This is a genomic window from uncultured Marivirga sp., from assembly GCF_963974845.1.
GTDB classification, from domain to species: Bacteria; Bacteroidota; Bacteroidia; order Cytophagales; family Cyclobacteriaceae; genus Marivirga; species Marivirga harenae.
In genome coordinates this window covers 823,884-844,916 of record NZ_CAXBEQ010000001.1, presented here as the reverse complement: position 1 = coordinate 844,916, position 21,033 = coordinate 823,884, and the positions used below count along the sequence as shown (strand labels likewise).

At 35.2% G+C, this 21,033-nt stretch carries 19 protein-coding genes; 6 read left to right on the top strand and 13 right to left on the bottom strand.

Translation table 11 applies throughout. From position 1 onward, the window contains the following. Positions 1-97 precede the first annotated feature (97 nt). Both AAC601_RS03800 and AAC601_RS03795 read left to right on the top strand, forming a co-directional pair. On the top strand, positions 98-514 hold the full coding sequence (locus tag AAC601_RS03800; RefSeq protein ID WP_303268291.1) for a response regulator: 417 nt from the start codon (positions 98-100) through the stop codon (positions 512-514). 33 nt (positions 515-547) lie between these two features. Beyond that, entirely contained in the window at positions 548-1,444 is an 897-nt protein-coding gene (locus tag AAC601_RS03795; RefSeq protein ID WP_340152510.1) for a DUF3078 domain-containing protein, read from the top strand. Positions 1,445-1,492: 48 nt separating this feature from the next. On the opposite strand, the gene AAC601_RS03790 is transcribed toward AAC601_RS03795, so the two are convergent. The 3 genes from AAC601_RS03790 to AAC601_RS03780 form a co-directional block, all read right to left on the bottom strand. Then, positions 1,493-1,780, bottom strand: a complete 288-nt coding sequence (locus AAC601_RS03790) for a hypothetical protein (protein ID WP_340152509.1) — start codon at positions 1,778-1,780, stop codon at positions 1,493-1,495. 296 nt (positions 1,781-2,076) lie between these two features. Beyond that, positions 2,077-3,186 (bottom strand): DNA polymerase III subunit gamma/tau, encoded by a 1,110-nt coding sequence (gene dnaX / locus AAC601_RS03785; RefSeq protein ID WP_303268286.1) that lies wholly within the window; start codon positions 3,184-3,186, stop codon positions 2,077-2,079. Between the two features lie 90 nt (positions 3,187-3,276). Next, positions 3,277-3,693 (bottom strand): 6-carboxytetrahydropterin synthase, encoded by a 417-nt coding sequence (locus AAC601_RS03780; protein ID WP_340152508.1) that lies wholly within the window; start codon positions 3,691-3,693, stop codon positions 3,277-3,279. Between the two features lie 91 nt (positions 3,694-3,784). Between AAC601_RS03780 and rfaD the strand changes: the two genes are divergently transcribed. The 3 genes from rfaD to AAC601_RS03765 all read left to right on the top strand — a co-directional run bounded on the left by rfaD (position 3,785) and on the right by AAC601_RS03765 (position 6,933). Next, complete coding sequence (gene rfaD, locus AAC601_RS03775; RefSeq protein WP_340152507.1) at positions 3,785-4,738, top strand: ADP-glyceromanno-heptose 6-epimerase; 954 nt, start codon at positions 3,785-3,787, stop codon at positions 4,736-4,738. 78 nt (positions 4,739-4,816) lie between these two features. Beyond that, entirely contained in the window at positions 4,817-5,638 is an 822-nt protein-coding gene (locus AAC601_RS03770; RefSeq protein ID WP_303268283.1) for a mechanosensitive ion channel domain-containing protein, read from the top strand. Between the two features lie 143 nt (positions 5,639-5,781). Continuing rightward, positions 5,782-6,933 carry a BamA/TamA family outer membrane protein gene (locus AAC601_RS03765; RefSeq protein ID WP_340152506.1) on the top strand — a complete coding sequence of 384 codons (1,152 nt, stop codon included), beginning with the start codon at positions 5,782-5,784 and terminating at the stop codon, positions 6,931-6,933. Here AAC601_RS03765 and AAC601_RS03760 read toward each other — a convergent pair. The 10 genes from AAC601_RS03760 to AAC601_RS03715 all read right to left on the bottom strand — a co-directional run bounded on the left by AAC601_RS03760 (position 6,914) and on the right by AAC601_RS03715 (position 20,604). After that, positions 6,914-8,518 carry a DNA mismatch repair protein MutS gene (locus tag AAC601_RS03760; protein ID WP_340152505.1) on the bottom strand — a complete coding sequence of 535 codons (1,605 nt, stop codon included), beginning with the start codon at positions 8,516-8,518 and terminating at the stop codon, positions 6,914-6,916. The genes AAC601_RS03765 and AAC601_RS03760 overlap by 20 nt on opposite strands. A gap of 54 nt (positions 8,519-8,572) precedes the next feature. Continuing rightward, positions 8,573-9,760, bottom strand: coding sequence for a hypothetical protein (locus tag AAC601_RS03755; RefSeq protein WP_303268281.1), 1,188 nt, complete (start codon positions 9,758-9,760; stop codon positions 8,573-8,575). Further along, entirely contained in the window at positions 9,757-10,626 is an 870-nt protein-coding gene (locus tag AAC601_RS03750; RefSeq protein WP_340152504.1) for a hypothetical protein, read from the bottom strand. The genes AAC601_RS03755 and AAC601_RS03750 overlap by 4 nt, the downstream gene beginning before the upstream one ends. 4 nt (positions 10,627-10,630) lie before the next feature. Beyond that, positions 10,631-12,331: a DUF1501 domain-containing protein gene (locus tag AAC601_RS03745; protein WP_340152503.1), complete on the bottom strand. Its 1,701-nt coding sequence runs from the start codon at positions 12,329-12,331 to the stop codon at positions 10,631-10,633. A 2-nt stretch (positions 12,332-12,333) separates the two neighbouring features. Continuing rightward, positions 12,334-14,097 (bottom strand): DUF1800 domain-containing protein, encoded by a 1,764-nt coding sequence (locus AAC601_RS03740; protein ID WP_303268278.1) that lies wholly within the window; start codon positions 14,095-14,097, stop codon positions 12,334-12,336. A 201-nt stretch (positions 14,098-14,298) separates the two neighbouring features. Further along, positions 14,299-16,530, bottom strand: a complete 2,232-nt coding sequence (locus AAC601_RS03735) for an NADP-dependent isocitrate dehydrogenase (RefSeq protein ID WP_303268277.1) — start codon at positions 16,528-16,530, stop codon at positions 14,299-14,301. Between the two features lie 325 nt (positions 16,531-16,855). Next, complete coding sequence (panB, locus tag AAC601_RS03730; protein ID WP_303268276.1) at positions 16,856-17,674, bottom strand: 3-methyl-2-oxobutanoate hydroxymethyltransferase; 819 nt, start codon at positions 17,672-17,674, stop codon at positions 16,856-16,858. Positions 17,675-17,687: 13 nt separating this feature from the next. Continuing rightward, complete coding sequence (locus AAC601_RS03725; RefSeq protein WP_340152502.1) at positions 17,688-19,181, bottom strand: ATP-binding protein; 1,494 nt, start codon at positions 19,179-19,181, stop codon at positions 17,688-17,690. A 184-nt stretch (positions 19,182-19,365) separates the two neighbouring features. Continuing rightward, entirely contained in the window at positions 19,366-20,220 is an 855-nt protein-coding gene (locus AAC601_RS03720; protein WP_340152501.1) for a DMT family transporter, read from the bottom strand. 84 nt (positions 20,221-20,304) lie between these two features. Then, positions 20,305-20,604 carry a hypothetical protein gene (locus AAC601_RS03715; RefSeq protein ID WP_340152500.1) on the bottom strand — a complete coding sequence of 100 codons (300 nt, stop codon included), beginning with the start codon at positions 20,602-20,604 and terminating at the stop codon, positions 20,305-20,307. A gap of 138 nt (positions 20,605-20,742) precedes the next feature. On the opposite strand from AAC601_RS03715, the gene AAC601_RS03710 reads away from it, so the two are divergent. Then, complete coding sequence (locus AAC601_RS03710) at positions 20,743-21,030, top strand: GNAT family N-acetyltransferase (RefSeq protein WP_303268272.1); 288 nt, start codon at positions 20,743-20,745, stop codon at positions 21,028-21,030. Positions 21,031-21,033: the final 3 nt, after the last annotated feature.

Here is a 21,033-nt window from a genome sequence, read left to right as displayed (position 1 = left end):
TCGAAAGATTTATGTTTTAATTAAAAAAAACTTTACTTATGTTTAGAACTAACTCTAAACAGGGTATATTGATCAATAGATTACAAGGGTAAATTACATGGTAACAGCTACAAAAACTGTTGATTTAGTGATGCTTGTTGATGATAATGATACTGATAATTTCATTAGCAAACGAATCATAGAAATAACTGAGTTCGCAAAATACGTGGAAATCAAAAATTCGGGCAAGAGTGCCTTGGAGTATTTGGAAGAGCACAAGGATGATCCTGACAAGCTTCCAAATATTATATTTTTGGATATTAATATGCCCATTGTGGATGGGTTCGTATTTTTATATGAATTTGAGAAATTCTCTGATATCGTAAAAGATAAATGCAAGGTTATCATTTTATCAAGCTCTGATAATAAGAGAGATATTGATAAGATCGTCAATAATGATCATGTAATTAAATTTATCACGAAGCCCCTAACAGAGAATGCTCTTAACGAGATTAGGTCTCTCGATCTATATTAATTAGATTTTCCATCCATCAATTTTATCTTTATCATGAAGATTATCAAGACTAGTTTTATCTTGTTTTTCCTAAGTTCTTTAGCTTATTCCCAAACTGATAGTATTAAATCTGATACCACATATTGGGAGAAAGGAGCTGTTTTAAACCTTAATTTTTCACAAGTAGATCTGACCAATTGGAATGGAGGTGGTAAAAGTTCAATTTCCATTGGTGGTTTAACAAATTTCAATGCCAATTATACCAAAGGAAAAAACGTTTGGGACAATCGTTTAGATATGGCCTATGGCTTATTAAGACAGGGAGAAAGCGAAGCTCCGTTTGTTAAAACTGATGACAATATCATATTAACATCACGATATAGCCGACAATTAAAAAAACGAATGTTCCTGTCTGCCATTGTGGATTTCAGAACGCAATTTGATGAAGGCTTGAATGATGAGAGCGTTGTAATTTCACGATTCATGGCACCGGGCTTTTTGCTAGCAAATATTGGTGTTACTTACAAATACAAAAAGCTTTTTACCGCAACTCTTTCGCCATTATCTTCTAAAAGCACATTTGTTATGGATGACAGTCTTTCAACAGCGGGAGCCTATGGGGTTGAGGCAGGCGAAAATTTTAGATTTCAGGGTGGTATAAACTTTTCCTCATCCTTTCAAAAGGATATCTGGGAAAACGTCAATCTATCAACTAATTTGAACCTCTTTGCTGATTATGAAAAATTAGGCAACGTTGATGTAAACTGGGAAACTGCACTCAATTTTAAAATCAACAAATTTCTTTCCGCTAGTTACAGTACCCAGTTCATTTATGATGATGATATCAAATCAAAGGAAATAATTGTGAATGATGCTACAGGAGAGTCTAGAAATGTTGCTGGAGTGCAGTTCAAGAGCGTAATGAATATAGGTCTCAATATCAAAATATAAAATACAACATCTACTCCGAGTTCAATCATCCTTAAAGTCGACCAAATTTTAGTAATCTGTGTCTAAGCCAAAAGTGTCTTTCAGCTTGCTTAGTAGTGGATTCTCTTTTAACATGGCTTCAAACTTTTCCTTTGGTGTATAAGGACGCTCTGCGGCCTTCTCTATATTGACCTTATGTTGTAATTGAATTGCACTATTTTGAAATTTATTTCGTAAAAAGGTTAAAAAATCTGATTTGATCCTTTCAATTCCATCCACTTCTATCGGATTGGTCAATTCTACAGTGATCAATTCATTTTCAAGTCTGATTGAATTTTTTAAGGAGTTCTCCGCCACTGGCCCTACTTTATTCTTATCAATAAACTCTAAGATTGCAGCCTTAAGGGAAGATTCATTAAAATCAGCCTTTCCTTCACTATGATTTGCTAAATCTACAACCTCCTCTTCAGGCTCATTTTCGAATTCCTTTTTAGAGATAGTTTCCTTTTCTAGCGTTTTAATTCTATCACCAGGCTTTGGTATAGATGGTGAAGACTTTAAAGGCTTAGCTTCAGTAGCTTTTGCAGCAATTTGATCAGCTAGCGACTTCTGACTTGCTTTATTTCGATCAGTTTCCTCATCTTCAGACTGACTTAACTCACTTTTTTTTTTAAAACTGCGTCATGTTGCTTTGCTAAATCTACTGCACTGTTGATTTTTGCTAACTTCATTAAAGCCAATTCAACGGCCAGTCTCTGATTCTTGCTTGCCTTATAGGATTGATCTGTTTGATTAAGTATCTGTAATCCAGAAAGTATAAATGAAGGAGAAACGTCCTTAGCTTGTTGTTGGTATTGAGCTTTTACTTGTTCAGAAACTTCCAACAGCTGCAAGGTAGATGTATCTTTACATACTAGCAAATCTCTGAAATGAGCAGCCAGACCATTTACAAAATTATGACCATCAAATCCGTTTTTTAAGATCTCATCAAACAATAAAAGTGCCTCAGGAATTTTTTCCTGATGTAAAGCATCTGTCACTTTAAAGTAATAATCATAATCCAGAATATGAAGATTATCAATTGTTGCCTGATAGGTGATCTTATTATTAGGAGAGAATGTAACAATTAAATCAAATATGGAAAGTGCATCACGCAGCGCCCCATCTGCTTTTTGTGCAATTAAATGCAATGCAGCTTCTTCAGCCTCAATACCCTCCCTCTCAGCTATCTCTTTGAGATGTTCTGAAATATCAGAAACTTTGATCCTATTGAAATCATAAATCTGACATCTTGAAAGAATAGTTGGAATTACTTTATGCTTTTCCGTTGTGGCTAAAATAAATATCGCATAGGAAGGCGGTTCCTCCAATGTTTTCAAAAAGGCATTGAAAGCCGCATTGGAAAGCATGTGAACCTCATCAATTATATAAACTTTATATTTCCCATGCTGAGGAGGAACTCTAACTTTATCAATCAGATTCCGAACATCATCTACAGAATTATTCGAGGCAGCATCTAATTCATAGATATTTAGGGAAGATGACCCTTCCATATTATCCACTTCAAAATCGTTGATCAGTCTTGCTAAAATTCTAGCACAAGTAGTTTTCCCAACCCCCCGTGGTCCACAAAATAGTAATGACTGCGCCAAATGATCATTATCAATTGCATTCTTTAAGGTGGTAGTGATATGCTTCTGCCCTACTACTTCATCAAAACCTTTTGGTCTATATTTCCTTGCTGATACAACAAAATTTTCCATTAGTGCAATTTATAAATACCCTTTTGATTTTAAGATATGATTAGAAGATAATTACAAAATTTTTTCAACAATCGCGACCACTTCTAACATCTACCCATAATACTCTACAAAATTTCTTGGAGTTTCATATAATGTTAATTTGTGCAGACTAGAACCTACTTGGAGCTCTTTAACCTTTGGTTCCAAAATATTCCAAAACTCTGCAATAATTATTTCACAACTCGCCATTTTCCCTACTAAAAATGGGACATCAAGATTCAAATTTTTATGATCAACCTTATCAATCACTTCTTTCTTGATGAGGTTGCTCAATTTTTTTAAATCAACTACAAATCCTGTATCAGGATCTGGATCGCCCTTTACTGTCACGATTAACTCGAAATTATGACCATGCCAGTTTTCATTGGCACAAGGACCAAAAACTTCTTCGTTCTTTTCCCTGCTCCAGTTAGGATTAAAAAGCTTGTGCGCTGCGTTAAAGTGTTCTTTACGATTAACGTAAACCATGTCAATCTTAATTTTTAGGGTGCAAATATACGTTTATTCATTTATAATAAATAGTTTTGCTTAAAGAGCTTAATTCAAAAACATACATCTTATGATAATAGTTACAGGGGCCGCTGGATTTATTGCTTCAAATCTCATCAAAAAACTCAATGCAGATGGTTTTAAACATATTATTGCTGTTGATAAGTTTGATCGTCCTGACAAAAATAAAAATTTGGAAGACTTAATTATTCAAGAAAAAATTGAACGAGACGTTTTCTTTGAATGGTTAGAAGGGCAAAATGAGAAAGAAGTAGAATTTATATTCCATTTGGGAGCCAGAACAGATACATCAGAATTTGATACTGAACTTTTAACTGAACTTAATACAGATTATACTAAAAGGATTTGGCAGAAATGTATTGAAATGCAAATTCCCCTTGTATATGCCAGCTCTGCAGCGACATACGGTTTAGGTGAATTAGGTTATGAAGATGATGAAAGTAAAATACCAGATTTGAAGCCGCTTAACCCGTATGGTGTTTCAAAAAATGAATTTGACAAATGGGCTCTTCAACAGGAAAAGAAGCCCTTCTTTTGGGCCGGATTAAAATTCTTTAACGTATATGGTCCGAGAGAGTATCATAAAGGAAGAATGGCAAGCGTAATTCTGCATGCTTACAAACAAATCTCTGAAACGGGCAAGATGAAATTATTCCGATCTCATAATCCAGATTACAAAGACGGAGAACAGATGAGAGATTTTGTATTTGTAGATGACGTTGTCAATGTAATGATTTGGTTAATGCATCACCGTAAAAATTCAGGTGTTTACAATCTGGGAAGCGGAAAAGCTCGTACTTTCTTGGACTTGGTGAAAGCAGTTTTTAAATCTATGAACAAAAAAGAAGATATCAGTTTTATTGATACTCCAGAAGATATACGAGATAAATATCAGTACTTCACTGAAGCAAAAATGGAGAAATTAAAATCTATAGGATATCTGCATGAGTTTACAGATTTGGAATCTGGAGTAGAAGCCTATATCAAAGAAATGAAACTATAAGTGATATAATACGATAAAATAACCTATGTTATTACATTAAAATTAATCCTGAACTAAAACTTACCAAACCATACGATTATGTTTGAACAATTAGACCCGGAATTATTAGATAAAATTTATACCTACGCTATTGAAATTGGAATAGCTTTAATAAAGGTAATTCTCATATTTATTGTAGGTAGAATTACTATTAGTTACCTTATGAAAGGGATAAAAAAAGCCTTCAAAAAATCTGAATTGGACGTATCCTTGGCTTCCTTCTTAGGTTCATTTTTTCGTTTTGTATTCTATATTGCACTGGTCTTAGTAATAGCCCAAAGCATTGATATCAAAATTGCTGCTTTACTAGGAGTGTTAGGTGCTGCTGGTCTGGCAATTGGATTAGCATTGCAAGGAAGTTTATCCAATTTTGCTGGTGGTATCTTGATTTTGGTTACTAAACCTTTTAAAGTAGATGATATAATTGAAGCTCAAGGATATTTTGGCGTGGTGGAAAAGATTGATATCCTGCACACCCATATTAGAACTTTCGATAATCAATTAATCGTCATGCCTAATGGTGGGTTAGCAAACTCAAGCGTTACAAATACAACGGCAAAGGAAACGAGAAGAGCAGAGCTTAAAGTTGGAGTTGCCTATGGCTCAGATCTACAGAAAGTTCGAGAATTGATCTTAGATGTTGTTAATAAAGATGAGAGAATTCATGCTGATCCAGCTCCTGTCGTAAAATTTACCAATTTTGGAGATAGTTCTCTTGATTTAAGTGTTAGGCTGTGGACGGACACTGATAATCTATGGCCAGTGTATTGGGACAATATGGAATCCATCAATAATGCTTTTGTAAAAGAAGGAATTGAAGTTCCATTCCCACAACGAGATGTACATATGAAATCAAAATAAAATTTAAATATTGATCTTTTTCACATAGCCTTTGAGAATCTCAAAGGCTATTTTTTTGTTTCAATTGCAAAAAATAATTGCTGGAATTAAACAACTAATCGATCTAAAATCGTTCTTTTACAAATTGTAATAAATTTAAGTTAGTGAAGCAAACCAAATCAATTTTTCTCAGTCTAGCGATTATTGTTCTTATTTTATTAAATGATCATAAGATTTACTCTCAAAATTTTGTAAGTAAGTACATCAACAGTATTATTAATGATACTAGCGACATTTCGAAGCCTCAGTTTCTCATTTATCCGACTCTAGCCTATGCACCTGAAACAAGCTGGGAAATTGGTTTAAGTTCCTTATTGGTATTTTACGCAAAACAAGATACAGCAAACCGACTAAGTGAAATTAATGGCTTTACATTTTTCACTTTAGAGAATCAATACGGATTGTGGTTTGACCATGCCATCTATTCAGATGCGGATAAATGGTTTTTTTTAGGCAGGTTAAGATTCCAAAGTTTTCCGCTTTTCTACCATGGCATAGGTAGTAATTCGCCAGAAGATTACATAGCCAGAGTTGATGCAAATCAAATATTTATAAAAGAAAGAGTATTAAGAAAAGTTAAAAAGAATTTATTTATAGGGTTAGAAATGGACTTTCAGCGTTTGAGTGCTGTTGAATTTATTCCTGCAGAAGGTAATAATGGAATTCAAGAATTACCTCTAGGGAGTGAGGGGTCCACTAATTTAGGTTTTGGAATTGGCTTAGTGCATGACAATCGACATAATGTTCTAAATGTTAGAAAAGGCTTTTTCTCAGAGCTGGCTTTGCTTCATTATAATGAAGTATGGGGAAGCAGCTACGATTTCACCTCCATAATATCAGACACAAGGATTTACAGACCCATAGGGAACAACAATGTTTTAGCCACACAGATTTTAGGTCAGTTTAATTCTGGAAATGTACCTTTTAATCAATTGGCATTAATGGGCGGTGAAAGTATCATGAGAGGCTATTATTATGGAAGATATAGAGATCGAAACCAAATTGCTGCGCAAATGGAATATAGATTTCTGCCCATTCCTTTTGGTTTTACAGATAGAATTGGGGCAGCGGTTTTTGCTGGTGCTGGAAAAGTCTTTCCCGACCTCAATAACTTTGACCTCAATAACATTGCGGTTTCAGGAGGAGCTGGGGTGAGATTTCTGCTATTTCCCAAAAAAGATATTTACACAAGATTTGATGTTGCCTTTACACAAGAAGGCCCGGGTTTTTATTTGTTTATCGGTGAGGCTTTTTAACATCAAACTTTTCTGCTATCGATTCCGCTTCCTTAATTACGACTTTGGGATACTGATTTATCTCTAATATTCTGATTGCATTACGTGTCTTTAGCTTTCCTTCTTTAAGCTTATAATCAAAATCCACTCTGTCATTAGTTATGACTTCACTGAAATGATACAAATTATATTCTTCTCTTAAAAAATCTGTCAGTTCTATATCGTGTGTAGATACAAATATCAAATTACTATTAGCTGCTAAATAAGATAATACCGCTTTCCCTGCTGATACTCTCTCAATAGTGTTGGTGCCTTTAAAGATTTCATCAAGTAGGAAAATGTATTTATACTCCTGCTCAGAACTATCAATGATTTCCTTTAGTCTAGAAACCTCCTCAAAATAGTAACTTTTTTCGTCCATAAGGTCATCACTTATTCTGATAGCGGACATTAACCTCATTTTTGGCAACTGAATAGAATCAGCAAAACAGGTATTTAGAGAATTTGCTGTAATTATATTAACTCCGATAGTTCTAATAAAAGTTGTCTTACCTGACATATTGGAACCAGTTAATAAAACTGATTTATCTAAGGTTCTGATTTCATTCTCTACACAATCCTCAATAAGGGGATGATAAATACTTTTCGCGGTCAATCCTTCTTCATCTTTTAATAAATCTGGAATGCAAAATACATCAAGGCCCTTTCTCAAGGAGCTTATGGAATAAAGCATATCAATTCTACCCAATGCATGATACAAACTTGCAATTTCATTTTGATTATCATTGATTCTCCGTAATGCTTTAAAAAACATTATTGGCTCTAGAATCAAAAGTATTTTAATAATTTCCACAAGCCCCCAAGATAAATTACTGATGTCGCCTTGCAATCTGTTCTCCATTTGAAATAAATAGAAATGCTTTTTGATTTTCTCTATCGATCTTAATGAGTTTCTAATTTCAGAAGCATTAAAAATTCGTGGGTCAAATTCACTTATGAATTTTGCAACTGCATGCATTTTCACTAATTCCGGCAAAGAGGAAATATAATGATCAAGGTTATTTTTATTTTTATAATGAATACCCATATTAATTATGACTAATACGGGAACCACATAAACCATCACGGTGCTAAACGGCAAACTTAGAATAGATACTAGCGAAAAAATTGATAAAAAAGGCAAAAACCTGTACCATGACGGGGCGCTTATGAACTTATCTTGAAATAATTTAGCAATGTAAAATGACTCGGTACTACTGAGCTTAGATAGCTGTTTTTCTAACATTTCTCTAAGCTTTTCATCACTATTAATTCTTTTGATTATTTTTTCATCTTCAGCAGTAATCTTTAGCTTTTCATCTACCGTCCTCATGCTAAAATATAGGTATTGTTGACCTATACTAGAATTAGTTCTGTCAAGAAACATAAACAACTCTTCAAAGTCGAGGTCACTACAGACTTGATCTGTTATAACGTGTGCTGATTCGGAGATCTGAAGCTTTTGAAAATATTCTGAAATCCAACTGAATAGGAATACCTCTTTCTTTAATTTTCCAAACTCTTTGGTTTTGTTTGATCGCTTAGACTTCTTGGTAAAAAATTGCAATAGTTAATGGTCTATAGTCAGCCTGCTAATTTGGTATAATTTATATAAAAGGCACTACAAAATCTCACCTAATTGGTCTTTGCTAATCTTCTGCAAATAGATTCGTTCAAATCTTCCAGCCAGAAATGTGGTACCAGCAATAGCTATCCCCCCATCTTCTAAAGAAGTAATGCTAGATAAGGTAAACGGATTCAGTGTCCCTAAATAATACGTAGCCTCCAGCTGGCCTGAATTGACATCATAAAAATACAATACTACTTGTCTTCCCTCAGTTTCACTCGCTATGATCACTAATTCACGATTGATGCCATTAAATGGAATAATCCGACAAACCGCTTTCTCAGCTATTTCGGGGATATTTCTATCAAATAAATTTACAGAAGAACTTATATTGTTTAGAGGTAATGCCGTTTTTGCACTCATAAAATGATCAGAAAACTGATAGCCAACAATAGCGAAATCAGCTGAAGCAGTAGAATAGGCAGCTTTCATTCCTGCATCGGTCCCTTGGCCTTGTAAAACCCCTGTTGGATTATCTCCGAAATTAGTAAACACCATAGACAAGGTGTAATTATAAAATCCATTGAAATAATAACGGTTACCTGCTGATTGTCCACAAAAGAAAGGGATCCTAGCACTCCTTTTTGTAAAATGATTGACGATAGCATCTTGCACATCACTTCCAGGCCCAATGGAATAACCTACTTGCTGCAATACCTCCCCTTCCCTGCTTATTTCAGTCAAAATAGAATTTAAGCCGTTAGGGTCGTATGATAACAATAGTAAATTATTTCCGGCCGTTACATTTGCCGCCAAGGGATATGAAGCTGTTGTATTTAAGGCGGTTGTGGTTACAGTCCCATCTGTAGAGACAGTTCCTAAATATGGGCGTAACGAATTTCGGTCCATGCAAAAGAAATAAAGTAAACTTCCGACTTTAAGTAAAGATTTGGTCGGTGCTACGAAATTTTCATCTAGTTGATACTCAGTCGTAAAATCCCCTAATGAATCTGTTACCACCAAATTGATTCCCGAAAAGTCACTTGATGTTATGCTCCTTTCAGATAGAATAAAATATTTATTTTCACTGTACTGCAAGCCTACCGGTTGATATGATGCATTATAATCTGCGTCATCATATATTTTCAAGAACGATAATTGCTCAGGAGCCAATTCTTCATTTTCACAAGATAACGTGAGAATGGAAAAGATTAACAAAAAAAATAATAGTCTGTTTTTCATAGTGCTTTAAACTGGCTGTCAATATATCGTAGTGGGAATACAAAACTTAATGAGGCACTGTAATTTTGTAGACTATAATCATCTTGGACTTCACCAAAGGAAGAAAATGTGTTTTCATCAAATCTAGTTTCTTTATTTACTATAGACTGAAAACTATGCCTGTACTGAATATCAATAATTGATCGAATATTCCAAAAATCAAAGCTCACTCCTATTCCACCCAAGACTCCCCAATTATTATTAATCTCCTCTTTATTATTAAGTTTGATGTTTGCTCTTTCAAATTCCACAGGCTCTCCTGAAGCATAATCTGTTTCAAAAATTTGAACCTCTTTGTTTGCATCAAAAGCTATGGAATAAAATGCACCTGCCATCACAAAAGGCCTGACTCTGTCTCCAATAATATCATATTTCACAGCCAATGGCAATTCTAGAAAAGTGATGCTTTGCTGGACATCATAGCTAGTTTCATACTGATCCCGTTCCGATTCACCAGACCAACTTAACTGGCTACTATAATTTATATTATTCCTGAAAAATGTCGGGAAACTCATAATGGAAAAACCCTTATGATAAAAGGTAACATCAAGTCCAATGTGAAAAGCCGGATTGACGAAGTTCTCATACTCTTTATCCAAATTATCAGCACTATAATTAATAGGATTTAATCCAGAAAAGCTCTCTAATAAAGCGGTCTGTGTAAAATTTGTACCTCCTCTAATCCCTAACCACCATTGGGTATTTAAAAACTCCTTTGCCTGCGAAGCCGGTGTACTTGGTTTTTTTCGCTTTTGAGCTATCCCTTCACAAACGGAAAACAACAACATAAAAGACAGCAACACTGTTAACAATCTTAGTCTTGGCATAGCATCATTTTTTGATTAGTTTTTTGGTATCATTAATGTTTTTCGCATTGACTCTAATGTTATAGATTCCTGCTTTCAAACCAGAAAGATCAAGTTTAATATCATTGGTACCTTGCTGGAGCGAGTTATGCTGAACACCTATTGATTGGCCATTAACAGTAACGATTTCTATTCTTACTTTCCCTGCTTCATTACTTTGGATTTTTAGAATAGTGGCATCGCCAGCAGGATTAGGAAATGGATTATCTACATTAAAATGCTTCCCAAGCCAGGAATTTGTCCCGGTAATACTATTGGAAATCATTTGCACATCTGGTAGTGGATTCCCATTTTCATCAGTAGCATTGAAAAAGTCTCTAAAGAAAATATCATTATTAATACTTGCTTTATCAACACCAAGCCATTCGTGCAAAATGCTGGCATATAGTTGGCGATAGTCAAATTGCAAATCTACATTACTTTTATTCAAATCTGGATTTGTACCAAAAACACCAGGATTAACCCGGTCACCAAAGACCATTACAGCTCCTCCCTTTCCATGATCAGTACCGTAGCTTCCGTTGGATGGGATTCTTCTACCAAATTCGCTCATACTGATAGTCAACACCTTATCCTGTAGTCCTCTTGCTTTCATGTCTGCATGGAAGGCTTTCATTGCTGCCGAAATATGGTACATTTTGGTAGCATGCACGCCCATGGTAGTATTGGTGCTCTCCACTTGTCCAGCATGATTATCAAAACCTCCCATCTTCACCAGAAAAACCTTGGTCTTAATTCCTCCTCCTAAGAGTCTTGAAACCAATTTCAATTGCCCACTTAACGGATTTCTTAAACTGCCCGAAGGCGCATTGAAGGGATAAATTTCAGGGTATTCAATTGAACTTTCGCTGGAGGATTGATAAATATCTTGTAGTCTTTTGATGTAGGTTTCAGACTTATCTTCCAAGCCTAATATCCAGTCCATTTCCTTTTTATAAGGGGAACCATTAAGGTGTTCAGGTGGAAGCCCTCTTGGATCTATTCCTTCATCAGCAAATCCTTCAAGATTTTCTATTTGATTAAGTAATGCACCGGGACTATTTCCTAATGAAATGGAGGTTGGAATATTACCTTCCTGATGAAACAAAAGAGAGGTATCATTCCCCATCTCCAAAGCCAAGGGGTCTGGCATTCCAGCATTAGGGAAATCATCAGGATAATCTGAGGGCGCATAAACTTGATTGAGATATCTCCCAATCCAGCCGGAAGAGTAGTAGTCATCATAATCACCTCCCATAAACCAGATATCTCGGCCACGGAAATGAGACCCATTATTTTTCGGATAGGAAACCCCTTGATATACTGCCGCTTGCCCTCGATCGTACATGCTCTTGTAATCAATCATGTCAGGATGAACTCCCACTTGATCAGGTGCATCTAGCGTGCTATCTAAAGGAATTAAAGTTCTATTCCCGCTCTTATAAGGAATGGCAATATTAGCTCTTCTGTTATAATATAGATCATAATTCTCTATCGGTATGAAGCTATTTAAGCTATCATTTCCTCCATGCAGTTGCAATATGACCAAAACCTTTTCATTATCACTTTTGTGTAAAAGATTTTTGAGTGGTTGATGAGAAGATAATAAGCGCATCGGAACCCCTTGAAAGGCAATTGATCCACCTGCAGCAAAACCTAATCGTTTTAAAAATTTTCTTCTATCCATAGCTACATCAATTGATATTCAGGTGATTGCAAAATAGCATTAAAAAGGTCTTGTAATTGTCTTTCCACAGTTTCTCTATCGACACCTTGTGTCCATCTGAATGTCCAAGCCTCCTCAGGATTTTCATCTATTTGAAAAGTTTTCAAGAAAGCATCCAAGAAGTAGTTCAGTCTTTCTTCCGTAATGGGGCTAGTGTCTGGATTTCCAAATCCCAAATTATCGGTTAATGCTAGGAATTGATTGGAAATTTCTACCACCAATTCTTTAGCGTTGGATGCTGTATTGTTATCAACGTATTGCTCCACATATTCAATGGGAGTTTTAAACTCCACATCCATACCCTCCATATTGGCATTGCTCACCGTTTGAACATAAGCATAACGCTGCGTTAAATAGGATGTGGTGATCCAGCCTCTGTGATATATCGGGAACTGATGATAAGCTAAATAGCCAGCTACCTCAAATGGCTCATAGAAATTTAAGCCCATATCCCCCATCTTTCTTAGCCAATCATTGGTAATTTCATAAAACTGTTCCGCTTGCAATACATAATCTGGCAATTCTAAATCAATACTTCTTGCATGACCAATAATCAGGTCCAAAGGGCTCTTAATTATACTACCGAAATTATCATCTGAAACGCCATCTGCTCCCTCATAAAACTCTTGGCTTGTAAATAATGCTTGCAAAACTGCTTGTAAACTAAAGTTCTGTTCTGTAAAAACAGTAGCCATATCTTTGATAATCCCATTTTGGATATCCTCAGAAATCTCATGATAGACAAAGAATCTATATAACTTTCTGCAAATATGAATGGCCGTTTCCTCTTGTTCAAAAATGGCATCAATTAATTGCTTAATTTCATCTACAGCACTTTCATAAGTTGCTTGACCGTTCAACAATAATTCAGGATCAGGAGAAATTGAAGCATTGTTAAATCTGAAACTTAGTTGTTTACTATCATTATCATGCTGATTTGCAGTTAAGCCGTTTCCTTTTGCTACCCCGGTTGGTAATCCTGTTTGTTCATCTAAAAAAGCAAAATCGGTATCAACATTGAATCCAGACAAGATCCTTGCTCCTTCTTGGACATCCTGCTCAGTAAAGGTGCCGTAGTCCCCTGTTTCATTATCTCCTTTGTCAATTCCTTCAAGCCCTCTTCCTACAGAATACAACTCTAATAACTCGCGAGCAAAATTCTCATTTGGACTTCCTTTAACATTTAAGCGGCCATCTAAGAACTGTAACATGGCATTATCCAGAGAAATCTTCTTAACAAGATCTTTAAAATTCAATTGTTCTTCTGTCTCGTCAAGGACAAGGTACTGATCAAATGCAAACTGACGAAACAGCAAATTTTGATAATACAAGGCTCGACTATTCCCTACCACCGACCTTTTAGTCGTGAAATGAGTATGTAAAAAATAGACAAGACGCTCTCTAAAAATGAAGGATAACTTCTGATCTTCTGTCGTGTTAGGACCTAAAAACTGTCCAAGTTGCCAACTTAAAAAGTATTGCTCTAATTCAAATCCTTCACTATTAGCATTAGTGGTTCCGGTTGACATCCACTCTCCACCTGTTGCAGGATCAATAGGGGGTTCCGGAAAAGGTATTTCATCAATAAAAAGCCTATCCACTGCTTGCTGCGGATTCAATTGAGCAAATTCTTCCACTAGATTTGGCGAAGCACCAAAGATTGTCCTCCGTAGAAGATGGGAAGCTCTTTGTCTTCCTAAGGATTCGTTTAAGGGAGTAAGTGGCATATATTTAAACTACTTTAACTCCAAAAATAAAAAATAAATTCTTGAATTGTAATTTAATCGAATAAAAATTATGATTCACCGATATATTTTACGTTCCTATAGAATAAGTAAAAGAGGAGGAAAATCATAAAAAAAGCTTCTTAACAAGAAGTATTATCTTGCTAAGAAGCTTAAGTCGAAATCAGTTAGGTAGAGGCTAGTTTATTGCACTATGGAATCCAATATTTCGTTCAAAGTATTACTTGGCCTCATTTGTTTAATTAATACACTTTCATCAGGCTTGTAGTATCCGCCCATATCAACGGATTTACCCTGAGCATTAATCAACTCTTCATTGATTTGTGCCTCTTTCAAACTCATCGTTTCAGCAACTCTACTGAAAATCTTTTTCAAATCAGCATCTTCATCTTGTTTGGCTAGTGCTTCAGCCCAATACATGGCTAAGTAAAAATGACTTCCTCTATTGTCAATCTCATTTACTTTTCTTGATGGTGATTTATTTTCATCCAAAAATTTAGAGGTAGCATTATCTAAGGCAGCCCCTAAAATTTTTGCCTTCTCATTGCCAAAGGTTTTACCTAAATGATCTAAAGAAACAGCCAAAGCTAAAAATTCACCTAATGAATCCCATCTTAAATGTCCTTCTTCCATGAATTGCTGAACATGCTTAGGAGCAGATCCACCCGCACCCGTTTCAAATAATCCGCCACCATTCATCAATGGCACTATCGATAACATTTTCGCACTAGTACCCACTTCTAAAATTGGGAAAAGATCAGTTAAATAATCCCTTAAGACATTTCCTGTAACAGAAATGGTATCTTTTCCTTCTACAATTCTTTCAAATGAAAAACGTGTAGCCTCAACCGGATTCATAATTCTAATATCTAATCCTGCTGTGTCATGGTCCTTTAAATATTCGTTAACCTTTTTGATCAGTTCGGTATCATGAGATCGATTACTGTCCAACCAAAAAATTGCTGGATTCCCAGTATCTTTTGCTCTGTTCACTCCCAGCTTTACCCAATCTCTAATCGGTGCATCTTTCACTTGGCACATTCTCCAAATATCTCCTTCTGACACTTCGTGGCTCAACAATACATTCCCGTTCGAATCAATCACCTCAACAATTCCCTCTTCCGAAATTTCAAAAGTTTTGTCGTGTGAACCATATTCCTCAGCTTTTTGAGCCATCAAACCAACATTAGAAACACTTCCCATAGTTGATGGATCTAAAGCACCATTTCGTTTACAAAAATCAATGGTCTCTTGATAAACACCAGCGTAACTTCTGTCTGGAATAATGGCCTTGGTATCTTGCGTTTTATTATTTTTATTCCACATCTGCCCAGAGGTTCTAATCATTGCCGGCATGGAAGCATCAATAATTACATCACTTGGCACATGAAGATTGGTAATCCCTTTATCGGAATTAACCATAGCTAAGTCGGGTCCTTCATTATAGCAAGCCTCAATATCTGCTTCAATTTCCTTTCTTTTATCTTCTGATAATTGTTCAATCTGTGAAAGTAAAGAGGCAAATCCGTTATTGGCATCTACCCCAAGTTCATCTAAAGTCGATTGATGCTTTTTAAAAACCGGCTCGAAAAATGATTTCACTGCATGACCAAAAATAATAGGGTCTGACACTTTCATCATTGTCGCTTTCATATGGATAGAATACAAAACTCCAGCTTTTTTTGCTTCCTCTTTCTGAGCCTTTAAAAATGCTCTTAGTGAAGAAGCACTCATTACAGCCGCATCTACTATTTCACCTGCTTGAAGTTTTAAGCCACTCTTAAGATTCCTAATGTCTCCCGATTTAGTCTTTAATACAATTTTAACTTCAGTTGCATCACGAAGAGTAAGAGATTTTTCACTACCGTAGAAATCTCCTTCGCTCATGCTGGCTACATGAGACTTAGAGTCTTTGCTCCACTCACCCATGCTGTGCGGATGCTTTTTAGCAAACTCTTTCACTGCCTTTGGGGCTCTTCTATCAGAATTACCTTCTCGAAGAACAGGATTAACGGCACTACCTTTAACAACATCATATTTAGCCTGCACTTTCTTTTCTTCATCACTACTTGGCTCATCTGGATAATCAGGTAAATCATAGCCTAGGCTTTGCAATTCTCTTATAGCAGCTTTTAACTGTGGGACAGAAGCACTGATATTGGGTAATTTCACAATATTTGCTTCAGCTGATTTAGCAATTTCACCTAATTCAGCTAGGTCATCATTAATCTGTTGTTCAGGTTTTAATCTTTCAGGGAATTGTGAAATGATTCTTCCTGCCAGGGAAATATCTCTAGTTTCAACAGCAACTCCCGCAGAATCCGTGAAAGCTTTGACAATCGGTAAAAATGAATAGGTGGCCAAAGCTGGAGCTTCGTCCGTTTTGGTATATAAAATCTTTGCAGTATTAGACATGGTTAATGTATTTGATTTACAAGTTTAACAATCATTTTAAAGTAACGGTCATTCAGAAGCCTTGTTCCAAATTTTAGGATGTGAAATTAAATAAAAGTAATAGTAGATAAAATTATTTTAAGGCATTCCATCGGCATAGGCCAAACAAAATCATAAACAAGCTGTTTTAGACCAAAAAAATTATGGAATTTGTAATAGCAGGCGGTACGGTATTAATTGCAATAGGAGTCGTATATTTCTCTTTGAAAAGGGTATTTAGAGATCAATAAATACTTCAGACATGTACAAAATATTCTACTTGAAAGATGATTAGAACTATTAAAGACTAGTACATCTCTTCCTCATTAGGAAAGTCAACATTCTTCACGTCACCAACATATTGGCCAATGGCTTCTGTAATTATCGTGTCCAGGCGAGCATAATGTCTTAAAAACCGTGGTTTAAATTCAGTAGTAATTCCTAAGAGGTCATGTAAAACCAATACTTGTCCGTCAACATAGGGGCCAGCTCCAATTCCTATTATTGGGATATTTACTTCCTTCGCTACTCTTTTTGCCAGTTCTGCAGGAATCTTTTCCAAAACAATACTAAAACAACCACATTCCTCCAATATTTTAGCATCTGTAATTAGTTTTTCAGCTTCTTCTTCCTCTTTTGCTCGAACTGAATAGGTACCAAACTTATAAATAGACTGAGGTGTCAATCCGAGATGCCCCATTACGGGAATACCCGCACTTAAAATTCTTTTAATCGACTCTTGTATTTCTGCTCCCCCTTCCATTTTTACGGCATGACCACCCGATTCTTTCATAATTCTGATAGAAGACCTTAAAGCTTCAGAAGAATTTCCCTGATAAGAACCAAATGGAATATCTACAACAACCAATGCTCTTTCTACAGCCCTTACCACTGCAGAAGCATGGTAAATCATTTGGTCAAGTGTAATAGGTAAAGTGGTTTCATGTCCGGCCATGACATTTGAAGCTGAGTCACCTACCAAAATAACGTCAACTCCAGAAGCATCAACCAACTTTGCCATTGAAAAATCATATGCAGTTAACATTGAAATTTTTTCACCACGATTCTTCATCTCCTGCAACTGGTGGGTAGTGATTTTTTTGATAGCTTTTTTATGAACTGACATGAATAAAATATTTTTAAACTTCTCTTTTATAATTATTTGGAATATGAATTGTAAACTTAGTCCCTGAACCCTCTTCTGATTTAACTTGAATTTCGGCTTTCAGTTTTTTTATGACATTTTTAACAATATACATACCTAATCCGCTGCCCTCGCTATTTTCAGAAGCACGATAAAACATATCAAATATTTTATCCATTTTATCAGTAGGTATTCCTTCTCCGTTATCTTCAATAATGATTGAAGCTTCCTTGGGCGAGGTTTCAATATCAATATTAATATAAGAAAATTCGTCCTCTAAATTTTTTCTGTACTTAATTGAATTTGATATCAAATTATTAAGGATAATACGGATTTTAGTTAAATCAGAATGAAATGGGTACGATTGGATAACTTTTGTTCTGGTCTCAAGATTCTTGGTGGTATAAACATGGTGAAAATTGGTTATACTATTATTTACCTCCACCATAAAGTTTACAGGTACTGCCTCGGGTTCATCTGAGCGATTATTCCTAGACATCGCCAATAAATCGACAACAAACTTATCTAATCTATTGATACTGCCAGTCATCATTTCAATGACCTTCCTAATTTCAGAAGTTCGGGTTTCTGTTTTAAGAATTTCAATCAAACCCATGAGCGAGCGCAGAGGAGAACGAATGTCATGAGAAGCATGATAAACAAAATTATCAAGTTCAAAATTCAGTCTTTGGAGTTCCTTTAAGTTTTCTTTAAACTCGCTGATATCCCTAAAAATAATATCATAAAACATAGAGTCATTTGCTTCAATCTGAATTGCTGAAATTGAAACCCAAGTTTCAGATTCATCCCAACGTTCAAATTTTGCTTCAAACTCCTCAATCGAGTTTTTACTTTCTAAGGCACTTAGGAAATCAGCCGATTCATTTTCGTCTAAGAATGGATCTGTTATTTTCATATGGCGGGGAATCTCCGGCAATGCTAAAATATTCAGTCCTTTATGATTAATTTCTAATACCTTTTGATTAGATTTTTGCACTCTCATAATCCCGATAAGAGAGTTTTGGAAGAAATTTTTATACTTTTCTTCACTAGATTTGATTAGTTCCTCACTGCTCTTTTTGTCTGTAATATCACGGTGTGAACCAGAAACCCTTATTGGTTTGCCATTTTCATCAAGGGTGAGCTGCGCTGTAGATTGTACCCAAATGTAATGCCCATTTTTGTGCTTTAATCTAAATTGTATATTGTATTCTTTTCTTTCGCCTTTTATAAATTCATTAAATGCAGTTACTGCAAAGGGTTTGTCATCGGGATGCATTAATTTCTCCCACAATTCAAAATAGTCTTGGATTTCATTCGGTTTGTAGCCTAACATAGTAATCCACGGAGGTGATATAAAGACCTCACCTGAAATCAGATTATGATCCCACAGGCCTTCATTTGCTCCAGCTGCGGCATACTGATATTGAGCCAGTTTTTTCTTTACTGCCTCTAATTCACTACTTATTTGAAGATTTTCCTTTTCCAAAGATATATTTCCTTTACTCGCAGTCACTCAAAACACACCGCTACCAGCAATAATAATTTTAAAGATATAACAATCTTACGTGAAGCTCATTATTTTCCAACTCATAAATTGTGAAAAACCTTCAAAAGGTACAACGAAAAACTCATCATTTCGATAATATGGGTAATTCGTTCGAGAAAACTCATCATATTCCTCTTTGATTTTTCTCTAATCTGTTTTTATACCACACATTTAAGATCACTCCCGCTAAAATCAGTCCAATTCCAGAGAATACAATCCCGTTGTATGTTTCATCAAAGAATACATACCCAAAGCCTAAGGCATAAACTATAGTTAAATATTTTAAACTGGCCACTTTTGATAGATCTTCAGCTTGATAGGACATCGTCATAAAATATTGAGCAAACTGAGTCAATACCCCTATTGCTAATAAAATCAGCCATTCATGGCCAACAGGCATGGTCCAGTTGAAAGCAGAATAAACTCCAGTTAAAGGGGCTGTGACTAAAGGGAAATAAAAAACGATAACAAGTGGATGCTCTGTCATCTTTATTTTCCTGATAATATTATATGCTAATCCTGCAAAAATAGAGGAACTAATTCCTATCATAAACATCTGGAGTGAGACCCTCGGGTCGAATCCTTGAATAATAATCAAACCCGCAAAAGCCATTAAATAGAAAATCCACTGCTTAGGATGCACTTTCTCCTTGACTATAAAAATACCCAAAATGGAAGTAAATATAGGTGAAAGAAATTGCATTGTGACAGCACTACCTAATGGTATATTTTGAAGTGTGTAGAAGTACATAGTTAATGCAATGGCTCCCACTGCTCCACGCGCTATCAATAGTTTCTTATTGTTCCCAAATACAGGGACTTTTATCACTTTCAAATACGCAAAACTCATTACAAATGAAATGAGTGAACGAAAAAATACAATTTCTACCGCAGGAATATTGGGCAACATTTTTACAAAAACATTCATGCTTGCAAAAAGAAAGCCTGCAATAAGCATATAGAGGACACCTTTATTCATTCACAGATTATTAAGATTGGCAAAGCTATAATCTAATTGTGAAAACTGTAAGGATGTTTGAGTTAATTATTGAATTTAAACTAACTAAGGACATTGAAACCAGTAAAACAAAACTTCATTAAAAAAAGATATAAGTCCAGTAGCAGATCTTAATTTTAAGTTACTTGCTTTCTCTTTTTCTTTAGAATCTTCAGTAACTGGTTTTGAATAATGTGCAGAATCAATTACTTGAACCTTGATTTCGTTCTTGTGTTTAACCTCCTCATCAGCTTTAAGAATTACTTTATCATTTTTAATATCGTCAATCGATTGCGAATGAATTATCAAGAAGTTTGATAATAAAATGCTAAGTATCAAAAATAATTTCTTGGAGCGAACTGCCATTAAAGATCTTTATGTTCTAAATCTGCAAACATAAGATGATCTTAAATTACTAAAAGTTGCATTCAGAAAATAAAATTTGGAATTTACTGGAGTTTAAAAGTATTTAACTATTTTAAATTAATACAAACAAAGTGCATTATGAATAAAGAAATAAAATTTCAGAACTCAGGTAACAAGGGAAAAGCATATCTAGGAGAATTGGATTCTCCACTTGCTCAGATGACCATCTCTATAACGCCTAATTCTTTATGGATTATTGACCATACTGAAGTAGATGAAAGGCTGAAAGGTCAAGGAATAGGGAAGAATCTTCTTATTAAAGTGGTTCAGCAGGCTAGAGAATTGAATATAAAAATATTGCCTTTGTGTCCATATGCAAAACATGCCTTTGAAAAATACGAAAGTATTCAGGACGTTCTAAAATAAAAA